Genomic DNA, 12,816 nt, shown 5'->3' with positions numbered 1-12,816 from the left:
TGATTTGCGGCGATGACGCAGGTGGGGCGCACGACCGTCAGGGCACGTCGCGGAAGGCGAGGGCGAACCCGGCCACCGCGACCACGGCGGCGATGGCGTAGCCCACGATCGACCACCAACCGGCGTGCAAGTGGGCGGTGACGGCCACCACCGCGATGGCCAAAAACACCAGCGCCATCCCGTACAGCGGAGGTCTGGCCGCGTAGCGGTTACGGTCCGGACGGCTCATGCGGTACCTGATTTCTCCGTGGTGGAAGCGACCCGGTCACGGACCAGGTACCACCCGCCGACCAACGCCAAGGGCACGACCAACATCGCGACGCGGATCCATCTGCCGTACTCGGGCGCGCACATCATCAACACCAGGACCGTCGCCAGGAAGGCCAACGTCACATAGCCGCTGTAGGGGGCCAGCGGCATCTTGAACGTCGGCCGCTGCAGCGCTCCCGTCTGCGTCATCTTGAAGAACCGCAGCTGGCAGGCCACGATCGTGGCCCACGCCGCGATAACCCCCAACGCGGCAATGTTGAGGACGATCTCGAAAGCGTGTTCTGGGACGACGGCGTTGAGCGCCACACCCAACAACCCGATGGCGCCGGTCAGCAGGATGCCGCCGTAGGGCACGCCGGTTTTGGACAACGGCGCGGTGAATCGGGGGCCGCTGCCGTTGACCGCCATCGACCGCAGAATCCTGCCGGTGGAGTACAGGCCGGCGTTCAGGCTGGAGAACGCCGCGGTCAGCACCACCACGTTCATCATGGTGCCAGCTCCCGCGAAACCGATCTTGGAGAAGAAGGTGACAAACGGGCTCTGATGCGGCTGATATGCGGTGTACGGCAGTAGCAGGGACAACAGCACCAGCGACCCGACGTAGAAGATGGCGATACGGGCCACCACCGAGTTGATGGCGCGCGGCATGATCTTGTCCGGTTCCGCCGTCTCGCCGGCAGCGGTGCCGACCAACTCGACGCCGGCGTAGGAGAACACCACTCCGGAGGTGACCAGCACCAGCGGCAGCAGGCCGGTCGGGAGGAAGCCCTCGCCCCCGGTCCACAGGCTCAAACCGGTGGTGTGGTCGTCCACCGGGTAGCGCCCGCCCAAGAAGATCGTTCCGACCACCAAGAACGCCAACAGCGCGAGCACCTTGATCAGGGCCGCCCAGAACTCCAGCTCACCGAACAACTTCACCGAGATCAGGTTCAGCGACACCACGGCCACCAGCGCGATCAGCGCCAAGGCCCACTGCGGGACGACCTGGACCGCATCCCAGTAGTGGAAGTAGGTCGCTATTGCCGTGGTGTCGACGATCCCGGTCATGGCCCAGTTCACGAAGTACATCCAGCCGGCGACGAACGCCATCTTCTCGCCGTAGAACTCGCGGGCATAGGAAACGAAGGACCCCGAGGTGGGACGGTGCAGCACCAGCTCGCCGAGGGCACGCAAAATCAGGAAAACGAACGCCCCGCAGATTCCGTAGACCACGAACAGCCCGGGCCCGGCTTCATGCAGGCGCCGCCCGGCGCCCAGAAACAACCCGGTGCCGATCGCGCCGCCGATCGCGATCATCTGCAACTGTCGGGGGTGCAGGTCCTTGTGGTAGCCCTCGTCCTCGCGGGTGAGCCGGTCTTCGTCGGCGGGGCCGAGGGCGCTGGGTGGCATCGGGCTCCTGTCGGTGGGATTGCGCGCAAGGCTATCCGACCGGGCGCGCGGACGCCGCGCACGCTGCTACATTCGCCGACATCCGGACGCGCGTCGAAAAGAGGACACCAGATGGCCGGTTCCAGCGGGTTGCTGTTCAATCCCAACCGTTATGACCCTCAGCATTTCGACCCGCAGACCCGTCGGTTGCTGCGGGCCACCATCGACTGGTTCGAGAAACGGGGCAAAACCCGGCTGTTGGCCGACGACCTGGACGCTGTGTGGGTGTCCGATTTCCTGGAGTTCATCAAGGACGAGCGGATCTTCGCGACGTTCCTGACGCCCTCGGAGTTCGGCGGGGCCGACCCCGACAAACGATGGGACACCGCGCGTAACGCGGCGCTGAGCGAGATCTTCGGGTTCTACGGGCTCTCGTACTGGTACGCCGAACAGGTCACCATCCTGGGGCTTGGCCCGGTCTGGCAGAGCGACAACATCAAAGCCAAGCAGCGCGCCGCCGACCAACTCGAGGCCGGCGGGGTGATGGCCTTCGGGCTGTCCGAGCGTGAGCACGGCGCCGACATCTACAACACCGACATGCTGCTGACCCCGGCCGGCGACGAGGAGGGCGTGGTCTTTCGGGCGTCGGGGCAGAAGTACTACATCGGCAACGGCAACGCCGCGGGCATGGTGTCGGTGTTCTCCCGACGCACTGACGTCGACGGCGCCGACGGCTACGTCTGGTTTGTCGCCGACAGCGCCCACGAGAAATACCGGTTGATCGGCAACGTGGTGCACGGCCAGATGTACGTCAGCAATTTCGCCCTCGAGGGCTACCCGGTGCGCGAGGAGGACATCCTGTGCACGGGACCCGAGGCGTTCTCGGCGGCGCTCAACACCGTCAACGTCGGCAAGTTCAACCTGTGCAGCGCCTCGATCGGCATGTGCGAGCACGCGTTCTACGAGGCGATCAGTCACGCCAACAACCGCATCCTCTACGGCAACCCGGTCACCGACTTCCCGCACGTGCGCGCCAGTTTCGTCGACGCCTACGCCCGGCTGGTCGCCATGAAGCTGTTCAGCGACCGCGCCATCGACTATTTCCGCAGCGCCAGCCGAGACGATCGCCGCTACCTGCTGTTCAACCCGGTCACCAAGTCCAAGGTCACCTCCGAAGGCGAGAAGGTCGTAACCCTGCTCTGGGATGTACTGGCGGCCAAGGGTTTCGAGAAGAACACCTACTTCAGCCAGGTTGCCCGCCTGATCGGCGCATTGCCGCGCCTGGAAGGCACGGTGCACGTCAACGTCGCGCAGATCCTGAAATTCATGCCCAACTATCTGTTCAACCCGGCCGAATATCCCGAGATCGGCACCCGCACCGATCCGGCCGACGATGTGTTCTTCTGGGCGCAGGGTCCGGCCCGGGGCGCCTCGAAGGTGCAGTTCGCCGACTGGGCCGCGGTCTACCAGCAGTTCCTGGACATCCCCAACGTGGCCGCCTTCTACGAGCAGGCGTCCGCGCTGCGGGAGCTGGCGGCGACGGCGGCGCCCGACACCGACCAGCAGCGCGACCTGGACTTCATGCTCGTCATCGGGCACCTGTTCACGCTCGTCGTCTACGGCCAGCTGATTCTGGAGCAGGCCCGGCTGACCGGGTTGGACCGCGACCTGGTGGACCAGATCTTCGACGTGCAGGTCCGCGACTTCTCCGCGTACGCGGTGTCCCTGCACGGCAAGGCGAGTTCGACGTCGGCTCAACAGCAGTGGGCGCTGTCCGCGGTGCGTAAGCCGGTCACCGACCCCGGCCGGTTCGACCGGGTGTGGACGCAGGTGGCGGCCTACGACGGTGTCTACGCCATGCGTCCATGACCCTGCGCCGCTCGGCGCTGATAAAAAAATATTGACTACTTATTATTTCTGGCGCACGCTGGACCCATGACGCCGATCCGAACCCGGCGAACCCAGGGCGAGCGGACAGCCGCGACGCGCCGGGCACTGCTCGACGCGGCGTTGGACGCGTTGGTGGAGGTCGGATTCAAGGGGACCACCACCACCGAGGTGGCCCGTCGCGCCGGGGTGTCGGTGGGTGCGTTGCAGGGGCACTTCCCGACGAAGTCCGAACTCCTCTCGGCTGCCATCACCTATTCACTGGACCGCCGGGTCGAGGAGTTCGCGGTGCTGATGGCCGGCCTCGATGCGTCGGCGGACAAGCTGGACGAGGCGGTCGACCTGTTGTGGTCGATGTTCTCCGGACCGACTTTCGCCGCCGCGCACGAGCTGTGGATGGCCGCGCGAACCGACCCGGATCTGGCGCCCGCGGTCATCGCGACCGATCGGGAGTTCGCGGCGGCCTGTGAACGTGTCCATGCCCAGCTGTTTCCCGAGCGTGCGTTTGCGGACGGATCGCTGAATCCGGCGATCGGTCTGCAGATGATCTTCGCGCTGATGAACGGCCTGGCCGTCGCACGACTGATCGACGGCTACGAGCCGCTGGCGACCGGCGACATCCTCGAGACCTTCAAGGCGATGGTGCGCCCGATGCTCACCGCCAACCAACCCGAGGGGGCACCATGACGACACCGGTTGTGCGTGCGCGTCGCATCCGATTCTCTTACCCCACCGGATCACTCGACCGGCATTTCGTGCAGGGCGACCCCGTGATGAGTCACATCGTCGCCCATCTGTCGGCGGTGTTTCCCGAGGGCGAGGACTTTTTCGTGCGCTCGGTGCGGCGCTTCGCCGATCAGGTCACCGACCCCGAGTTCAAGCCGCGTGTGCAGGGCTTCATCGGCCAAGAGGTCACCCATGGGCGTGAGCATCGGGCGCTCAACGAACGCCTGGACCAGATGGGCTACCCCGCGGGTCGGGTCGACCGAATGGTCGGCCGCAATCTCAAGTGGCTCGAACGACGGGCGTCGCCGCTGACCTGCCTGGCCATGACGGCGGCGCTCGAGCACTTCACGGCGGTGCTGGCCGAAACGCTGCTGAGCGACGAGCGGGCACAGGCTCTACTCGGCTCGACGGAGGTGCGGTCGCTGTTGCTGTGGCACGCACTCGAGGAGTCCGAGCATCGCTCGGTCGCGTTTGACGTCTACCGCGCGGTCGGTGGCAGCGAAAGGCGACGCATTTGGACGATGCGGATCATTCGATTCGATTTCGTCATCAGTGTGGCGGTTTTCTCGCTCATCTCGTTGCTGGGCGACCGCGCGTCTCGCAACCCGGTCCGGCTGTTGCGCAGCCTGACCGCATTGCGGCACTCGCCGTTCCTCACACGTGCGGTGATGCGCCGGATCTTCGCCTACACCAAGCCCGGTTTCCATCCCGACGACTGCGACAACACCGCTTTGCTGCGGCAGTGGACCGCCGAACTGTTCGGCGAACAGGGAACACTGGCCGACCATCTCTACTGATGGCCTGGTCTCATGGCTGAGCGAGCAGCGCGGGTCGACGACGTGCATCAGATCGCCGCGTCGATGCCGCACGTCACCAGAATCGAAGGGCCGAAAGGCAACTCGATATATCAGGTGGGCGGAAAATCATTCGTGTTCTTTCGTACCCCGCGACCCGACGCGAAGGACCCGGTGACCGGGGAGCCCTATCCGGACGTCATCGTTATCTGGGTCGAGTCCGACAGCGACAAGCTCGCCCTCATCCAGGACCCGGCGACGCCGTTTTTCACCACCGACCATTTCAATGGGCATCTGTCGGTCCTGGTTCGGGCCGCGGAACTACCCGCCATCACCAGAACCGAACTGGCCGAGGTGATTCAGGACGCCTGGTTGTCGCGAGCCTCGCAGCGACGTCGGACAGCCTGGCTGGCCGCCCGCGGTGACGACTAGATTCAGCTTGATGGGCAAGCGGATTGTCGTGGTGGGCGCCGGCATCGCCGGGTTGGCGACTGCGATCGGACTGCAACAGCGCGGTCACCACGTCACCGTCGTCGAACGGCGCACCGACACGTCGACCGGCGCGGGGATCAGCATCTGGCCCAATGCCCTGGCCGCGCTGGACCGCCTCGGACTCGGAGACGCGGTGCGCGCCGCGGGTGGCCGGATCACCGCAGGTGCGGTGCGCTGGTATGACGGAACGTGGCTGCGCCGCCCCGCGGCCGAACGGATCGTCACCGCGCTCGGCGAACCGCTTGTGGTGGTGCAGCGTTCGGTGCTGCGCGACATCCTCACCGATGCGGTGGCCGCGGACACCATCGAGTACGGGCTGAGCGCCACCGAGGTTGTGGTCACCGCTGACGGTGTGCGCCTTGAGCTGTCCGATGCCACGGCACGTACCGCCGATGCGGTCGTCGGTGCCGACGGCACCCACTCGGTGGTGGCAGAGCACCTCAACGGCCCGCTGCGGCAGCGCTACGCCGGCTACACCGCCTGGCGTGGGATCGCCTCCTATGTCATGGATCCGGATGCGGCTGGCGAAACGTTGGGGCCGGGCGCCGAAACCGGTCATGTCCCGTTGGGTCCGAACCTGACCTACTGGTTCAGCACTGAGCGGGCGGCCGAGGGGCGGCGAGCGCCGGACGGGGAGCTGGCCTACCTGCGGGCCAGGCTCGCCCACTGGGCCGACCCCATCCCGAGCATGCTGGCCGCGACCGACCCCGCCGATGTGTTGCGCGACGATCTCTACGACCGCGCTCGCGCGCGTCAGTGGGCTCGCGGACCCGTGGTGCTGGTCGGCGACGCCGCCCATCCCATGCGCCCGCACCTCGGCCAGGGCGGCTGCCAGGGACTCGAAGACGCCGCCATCCTGGCCGCGTGCGTCGACCAGGCGGCCGACCTGCCCGCCGCGTTCGCCCGGTTCGCCGCCATTCGGCGGCCGCGGGTGACACCGCTGGTCCGGGAGTCGGCCCGGATCGGCAAGGCGGTCAACGCGCGCCCAGATTTCGTGAGTGCCGTCCTCAGCCGCGCCACCGTGCTGGTCCCAGAAGCACTGCTGATGCGACACCTGGCATCGGTGGCCGGGCGTTCCGCGTTTGTGCTGTCGACCTAGCGCCGAGCAGACGCAAAATTGCACGATTTGAGCCCGCATCGTGCAATTTTGCGTCTACTCGGCGAGCCCGGGCTTAGCGGCCAATTCGTGACAAAAGTTCCGCATGGTGGTCAAAAGTCGCCTTAAGCGGATAAACGTCGCATAAATAGAGTGGAAATATTCCTTGTTGTCAGCTAGCTCAATTGTTAGGCTTTGCTCAGGCTTTCAACAGCCTGTTCCGGGGGGAGGGGGTCTTCTTTAGCGATGAAGCGGCAGGTCGCGGCCACGCCTCGCGGTCCGACAGCACCAAGGTCATGGGAAACATCGTGAAAGGCATTAAGGATGAACATTCGTAAGATCGCCGTGATCGGCGGCTTCGCGGCCGGGGCGGCATTGGCATTGGCGCCGCTGGCATCGGCCGCCACCGACCCCCTCGCCGACATTCTCAACGCGGAGATCGCGTCGATGAACTCCACCTTCAACTTCGACGCCCTTCTGGCGGGTGTCAGCGACAAGGTCATTCCGCCCTCCGACACCAACCCGTTCGCCACCATCCCGCTGGAATGGGCGCCCAACCAGGCATATATCAACGCACACCCGACGGATACGGTGAACCTGACGTTGGATCGTCTGCTGTACGGCTCCGACCCGATCGCCAACGCCTCCGGGGATCCCGGCGCGTACAACGTGATGAACGGCGCGACCGCCGAGTTCGACAACATGTTCAACGTCGAGTGGTATTCGCTGCTGCACGGCGGCCTTCTGACCGGCTTCAGCCCGGACGATGTGTTCGGATCGGAGAGCGTGATCAACGCCGCACTGGCGGTCCAGGACGGCGTCGTCACGGCCACCGCGGCCGAAGCCGCCCAGGCCTTCTTCAATGCCGGGTGGGACGACATGCTCGGGTACTACAGCCTGCCCTGGCCCTGATCCCTCGCTGACAAGGCAGCCCCCGCTTCGGTGGGGGCTGCTTTGCGTTCGGGGCAGCCGAGCGCGTTCCGGGAACAAAACCGCCACCCCCTGTCGTTGAGCCCATCGACAAGTTGAGTAGACCAGACTCAAGGCTGGCTTGACAGCCACCCCACGGCGCAGGCAGGCTTGAGCGCAGTCCACTCAGACACCCATACGTCTATCAGGGAGGAAACACCATGGCTCGTGCGGTCGGAATCGACCTCGGGACCACCAACTCTTGCGTCGCGGTACTGGAGGGCGGCGACCCCGTCGTCGTAGCCAACTCCGAGGGCTCGCGCACCACCCCGTCGGTGGTGGCGTTCGCCCGCAACGGCGAAGTGCTGGTCGGACAACCCGCCAAGAACCAGGCGGTCACCAACGTCGACCGCACCATCCGCTCGGTCAAACGCCACATGGGCACCGACTGGAACGTCGAGATCGACGGCAAGGACTACACCGCGCAGGAGATCAGCGCCCGGGTGCTGATGAAGCTCAAGCGCGACGCCGAGGCCTACCTCGGTGAGGACATCACCGACGCGGTGATCACCGTGCCCGCCTACTTCAACGACGCGCAGCGGCAGGCCACCAAGGAAGCCGGCCAGATCGCCGGCCTGAACGTGCTGCGCATCGTCAACGAGCCGACCGCGGCCGCGCTGGCCTACGGCCTGGACAAGGGCGAGAAGGAACAGACCATCCTGGTCTTCGACCTCGGTGGCGGCACCTTCGACGTGTCGCTGCTGGAGATCGGCGAGGGCGTCGTCGAGGTGCGGGCCACCTCCGGCGACAACCACCTCGGTGGCGACGACTGGGACGACCGCGTCGTCGACTGGTTGGTCGAGAAGTTCAAGGCCACCTCCGGCATCGACTTGACCAAGGACAAGATGGCCATGCAGCGGCTGCGTGAAGCCGCCGAGAAGGCCAAGATCGAACTGTCGTCGAGCCAGTCGACGTCGATCAACCTGCCCTACATCACCGTCGACGCCGACAAGAACCCGTTGTTCCTCGACGAGCAGCTGACCCGCGCGGAGTTCCAGCGGATCACCCAGGACCTGTTGGATCGCACCCGCAAGCCGTTCCAGTCGGTGATCGCCGACGCCGGTATCTCGGTCTCCGAGATCGACCACGTGGTGCTGGTGGGTGGTTCCACCCGCATGCCCGCGGTGACCGATCTGGTCAAGGAGCTGACCGGCGGCCAGGAGCCCAACAAGGGCGTCAACCCCGACGAGGTTGTCGCGGTGGGTGCCGCGCTGCAGGCCGGCGTGCTCAAGGGTGAGGTCAAAGACGTTCTGCTGCTGGACGTCACGCCGCTGTCGCTGGGGATCGAAACCAAGGGTGGCGTGATGACCAAGCTCATCGAGCGCAACACCACCATCCCGACCAAGCGGTCGGAGACCTTCACCACGGCCGACGACAGCCAGCCGTCGGTGCAGATCCAGGTCTATCAGGGTGAGCGTGAAATCGCCGCGCACAACAAGCTGCTCGGTTCCTTCGAGCTGACCGGCATCCCGCCGGCCCCGCGCGGTGTGCCGCAGATCGAGGTCACCTTCGACATCGACGCCAACGGCATCGTGCACGTCACCGCCAAGGACAAGGGCACCGGCAAGGAGAACACGATCAAGATCCAGGAGGGCTCCGGCCTGTCCAAGGAGGAGATCGACCGGATGATCAAGGACGCCGAGGCGCACGCCGAGGAGGACCGCAAGCGGCGCGAGGAAGCCGACGTCCGCAACCAGGCCGAGTCGCTGGTCTATCAGACCGAGAAGTTCGTGAAGGAACAACGTGAGGCCGAGGGCGGATCCAAGGTTCCCGAGGACACCCTGACCAAGGTGGAGGCCGCGATCGCCGACGCCAAGACGGCGTTGGGGGGCACCGACATCTCCGCGATCAAGTCGGCGATGGAGAAGCTGGGTGTCGAGTCGCAGGCCCTGGGGCAGGCGATCTACGAGGCCACCCAGGCCGAGCAGGCGGCCGGTGGCGCCGACTTCGGCGGTGCCGGTGGTGCGGATGACGTCGTGGACGCCGAGGTTGTCGAGGACGACCAGGAGCCCAAGTGACCGAGGACGAACCGATCACTGTTACCGACAAGCGGCGCATTGACCCGCAGACCGGTGAGGTACGCGACAGCGCCTCCGGTCCGGCCCCTGGTGGGCCGGCACCGGAGGCGGCTGCCGGCGAGCCGGCGGTCGACCAGGTCGCCGAACTCACCGCAGACCTGCAGCGGGTTCAGGCCGACTTCGCCAACTACCGCAAGCGGGCGCTGCGCGATCAGCAGGCGGCCGCCGAGCGGGCCAAGGCGGCGGTGGTGACCGAGCTGTTGGGCGTCCTCGACGACCTGGATCGGGCACGCAGCCACGGCGACCTGGAGTCCGGGCCGCTGAAGTCGGTCGCCGACAAACTGTCCGGCGTGCTCAGCGGGATGGGCCTGGCCGCCTTCGGGGCCGAGGGCGACGACTTCGACCCGATGCTGCACGAAGCCGTCCAGCACGAAGGCGGCGGCGGGCACCCGGTCATCGGCACGGTGATGCGCCACGGCTACACGCTCGGCGACCAGGTGCTGCGCCACGCCATGGTCGGTGTTGTCGACACCGTCGCCCCAGAAGCGGCCGACACACCCGATAACGACGCCCAATCGGGCGAACAGGACGCAGAATCAGAATCGCCGGACGGTTAACGACCGACCGGTCGGTGTATGAGCTTTACTCCGCAGAAAGGGGGTGACGCACCATGGCCCAACGGGAATGGGTAGAGAAGGACTTCTACAAGGAGCTCGGCGTCGCCCCCGACGCCGAACCCGGCGAGATCAAGCGGGCGGCCCGAAAGCTGCTCGCCGAGAATCACCCGGACCGAAACCCGGGCAACAAGGCAGCCGAAGAACGCTACAAAGCGGTGTCGGAGGCCAAGGAAGTGCTGACCGACGAGGCCAAGCGCAAGGAGTACGACGAGACGCGCCGGCTGTTCGCCGGTGGCGGTTTCCGGCGCCGCTTCAACGCCGGCAACGGCGGCGGCAACTTCGGCGGGTTCAGCACCGGCGGTGACGGCGCCGAGTTCAACCTCAACGATCTGTTCGACGCGGCCGGCCAGACCGGCGGCGCCAACATCGGTGACCTGTTCGGTGACCTGTTCGGGCGCGGCGCGAGTCCGCGGCGTACCCGGCCCCGGCGCGGCAACGACCTGGAGACCGAAGCGGAGCTGAATTTCCTGGAGGCCACCAAGGGGGTGGCGATGCCGTTGCGGCTGACCAGCCCGGCCCCGTGCACCAACTGTCATGGCAGCGGCGCGCGCCCGGGAACCAGCCCGAAGGTGTGCGCCACCTGCAACGGCTCCGGGGTGGTCAACCGCAACCAGGGGGCGTTCGGCTTCTCCGAACCGTGCACCGACTGCCGTGGCAGCGGATCGATCATCGAGCACCCGTGCACCGAGTGCAAAGGCACCGGGGTGGCGACCCGCACCCGCACCATCAACGTCCGGATTCCACCGGGTGTCGAAGACGGGCAACGGATTCGGCTGGCCGGGCAGGGCGAGGCCGGCCTGCGCGGCGCCCCGTCCGGTGACCTGTATGTGACCGTGCACGTGCGGCCCGACCAGGTCTTCGGCCGCGACGGCGACGACCTGACCGTCACCATTCCGGTCAGCTTCACCGAGCTGGCCTTGGGCGCAACGCTTTCGGTGCCGACCCTGGACGGCAAGGTCGGGGTTCGGGTGCCCAGTGGCACCGCCGACGGTCGCATCCTGCGGGTGCGCGGCCGCGGTGTGCCCAAGCGCGACGGCGGCAACGGGGACCTGCTGGTCACCGTGAAGGTGGCGGTGCCGCCGAACGTGGAGGGGGCCGCCAAGGAAGCCCTGGAGTCCTACGCCGCCGCGGAGCGGGCGAGCGGCTTCGACCCCCGGGCCGGATGGGCGGGTAATCGGGTATGAACCGAAAAGAGGAGTCCCGGACCTTCCTGATCTCGGTGGCCGCCGAGTTGGCCGGCATGCACGCCCAGACGCTGCGCACCTACGACCGGCTCGGCCTCGTCAGCCCGCAGCGCAGTTCCGGTGGTGGACGGCGGTATTCGCAGCATGACGTGGATCTGCTGCGTGAGGTGCAGCGGCTCTCCCAGGACGAGGGCGTCAACCTGGCCGGCATCAAGCGGATCATCGAGCTGACCAATCAGGTCGACGCGCTGCGCCTGCGGCTCAAGGAGATGTCCGACGAGGTGGAGTCGTTGCGCGCCAACCAGCGTCGCGAGATTGCGGTGCTACCCAAGTCCACCGCCGTGGTGGTCTGGCAGCCCCGGCGCTGATTTCTTCTCGTTGACCCTGCGCCCACGGCGCGGCGCACTCGCACTTTTGCGCCGTAGGCGCAGAGTCAGCGGATCTGGATCGTGAACTGCGTCGTCGTGGGCTCGCCCGGCCGCACAACCCGGTAACCGCCACGGCGCAGCGCATCGGTCGGTGCGGCCATCGGCTCGAAACACACCACATCCTCGCTGCGAGGTGCGTAGATCTGCGCGGCAAGATAGCCGTGGTCGAAGCGCACCTCAATCCGCCGTCCGCCGCCGGACACCGCGAAACCCGCGCCGTCGGCAACGTGATCGAATCCGTCGTCGAACACGCTGTCGCCCAGCATTTCCGACGTCTGCGGCCAATCCGATACGGCACCGGTCGGCAACCCCCGGTCGTCGAGAGCCAGCCGCCGCATCGGCGGGGTCTCGATCCGCCACTGCGGGCGGGCCACATCCGGAAGCCGAAGGTAGGGATGGAATCCGAAACACAGCGGGACGTCGCGGTCGGCGGTGGCGGCCACGGTGGTGCGCACCCGCAACGTCCGGTCCAGCAGTCGCACCGCGACGGTCAGCAGATGGGGAAACGGGAACACCGCCAACAGATCGGCGTCGGCCCCGAAATCCAACTCGGCAACGAGTTCGTTCGACGACTCGGTCGTCACGCGCCAACCCCGATAGCCGGCCAGCACACCGTGGATCGGTAAACCGTTGGGATCGGCGCGCACCCCGTTGCGGCCCGGCGTCACGTCGACGCGGGTGCGGTCGGCGCGGTAGCTGTTGCCGTCCAGCCGATTCGCCCAGGGATACAGGATGGGGATGCCCATCGTCTTGGCGTCGCGGACATATGCGTCCAGCCCGCGTCGCTGGCCGAGGAGCTCCACGCCGGCATCGGTCAGCGACGTGCCGATCATCCCGGCGTCCGGAACGAACTGGGCCGCTACCGGTGAGGTCGGGTCGCGCAGTGTGACGATGTGCATCGCGCCAG

13 protein-coding genes are annotated in these 12,816 nt (G+C 66.7%); 10 read left to right on the top strand and 3 right to left on the bottom strand.

Features of this window, described 5'->3' with window-relative positions:
- Positions 1–37: 37 nt before the first annotated feature.
- Positions 38–229, bottom strand: coding sequence for a hypothetical protein (locus AC5Y36_RS03680; protein WP_500039492.1), 192 nt, complete (start codon positions 227–229; stop codon positions 38–40).
- Positions 226–1,659: an amino acid permease gene (locus tag AC5Y36_RS03675; protein ID WP_500039491.1), complete on the bottom strand. Its 1,434-nt coding sequence runs from the start codon at positions 1,657–1,659 to the stop codon at positions 226–228. Before AC5Y36_RS03675 ends, AC5Y36_RS03680 begins: the two co-directional genes overlap by 4 nt.
- A gap of 111 nt (positions 1,660–1,770) precedes the next feature.
- Between AC5Y36_RS03675 and AC5Y36_RS03670 the strand changes: the two genes are divergently transcribed.
- From AC5Y36_RS03670 to AC5Y36_RS03625, 10 genes are all read left to right on the top strand, one after another.
- A complete protein-coding gene (locus AC5Y36_RS03670) occupies positions 1,771–3,507 on the top strand; it encodes an acyl-CoA dehydrogenase family protein (RefSeq protein ID WP_500039490.1) in 1,737 nt (578 codons plus the stop codon).
- A 66-nt stretch (positions 3,508–3,573) separates the two neighbouring features.
- A complete protein-coding gene (locus AC5Y36_RS03665; protein ID WP_500039489.1) occupies positions 3,574–4,212 on the top strand; it encodes a TetR/AcrR family transcriptional regulator in 639 nt (212 codons plus the stop codon).
- On the top strand, positions 4,209–5,048 hold the full coding sequence (locus AC5Y36_RS03660) for a metal-dependent hydrolase (RefSeq protein ID WP_500039488.1): 840 nt from the start codon (positions 4,209–4,211) through the stop codon (positions 5,046–5,048). Before AC5Y36_RS03665 ends, AC5Y36_RS03660 begins: the two co-directional genes overlap by 4 nt.
- 12 nt (positions 5,049–5,060) lie before the next feature.
- On the top strand, positions 5,061–5,477 hold the full coding sequence (locus AC5Y36_RS03655) for an MmcQ/YjbR family DNA-binding protein (protein WP_500039487.1): 417 nt from the start codon (positions 5,061–5,063) through the stop codon (positions 5,475–5,477).
- Positions 5,478–5,487: 10 nt separating this feature from the next.
- On the top strand, positions 5,488–6,636 hold the full coding sequence (locus AC5Y36_RS03650; protein WP_500039486.1) for an FAD-dependent monooxygenase: 1,149 nt from the start codon (positions 5,488–5,490) through the stop codon (positions 6,634–6,636).
- 321 nt (positions 6,637–6,957) lie between these two features.
- On the top strand, positions 6,958–7,545 hold the full coding sequence (locus AC5Y36_RS03645) for a hypothetical protein (RefSeq protein ID WP_500039485.1): 588 nt from the start codon (positions 6,958–6,960) through the stop codon (positions 7,543–7,545).
- Positions 7,546–7,763: 218 nt separating this feature from the next.
- Positions 7,764–9,620, top strand: coding sequence for a molecular chaperone DnaK (gene dnaK, locus AC5Y36_RS03640; RefSeq protein WP_500039484.1), 1,857 nt, complete (start codon positions 7,764–7,766; stop codon positions 9,618–9,620).
- Positions 9,617–10,237: a nucleotide exchange factor GrpE gene (gene grpE / locus AC5Y36_RS03635; protein WP_500039483.1), complete on the top strand. Its 621-nt coding sequence runs from the start codon at positions 9,617–9,619 to the stop codon at positions 10,235–10,237. The genes dnaK and grpE overlap by 4 nt, the downstream gene beginning before the upstream one ends.
- Before the next feature lie 53 nt (positions 10,238–10,290).
- Complete coding sequence (gene dnaJ / locus AC5Y36_RS03630) at positions 10,291–11,481, top strand: molecular chaperone DnaJ (RefSeq protein ID WP_500039482.1); 1,191 nt, start codon at positions 10,291–10,293, stop codon at positions 11,479–11,481.
- On the top strand, positions 11,478–11,849 hold the full coding sequence (locus AC5Y36_RS03625; RefSeq protein WP_500039481.1) for a heat shock protein transcriptional repressor HspR: 372 nt from the start codon (positions 11,478–11,480) through the stop codon (positions 11,847–11,849). Before dnaJ ends, AC5Y36_RS03625 begins: the two co-directional genes overlap by 4 nt.
- A gap of 65 nt (positions 11,850–11,914) precedes the next feature.
- On the opposite strand, the gene AC5Y36_RS03620 is transcribed toward AC5Y36_RS03625, so the two are convergent.
- Positions 11,915–12,808, bottom strand: a complete 894-nt coding sequence (locus AC5Y36_RS03620) for an aldose 1-epimerase (protein WP_500039480.1) — start codon at positions 12,806–12,808, stop codon at positions 11,915–11,917.
- Positions 12,809–12,816 lie beyond the last annotated feature (8 nt).

This window comes from Mycobacterium sp. NGS50 (assembly GCF_059812545.1).
The sequence above is the reverse complement of the archived record's forward strand: the minus strand, read 5'-3'. Positions and strand labels throughout refer to the sequence as shown.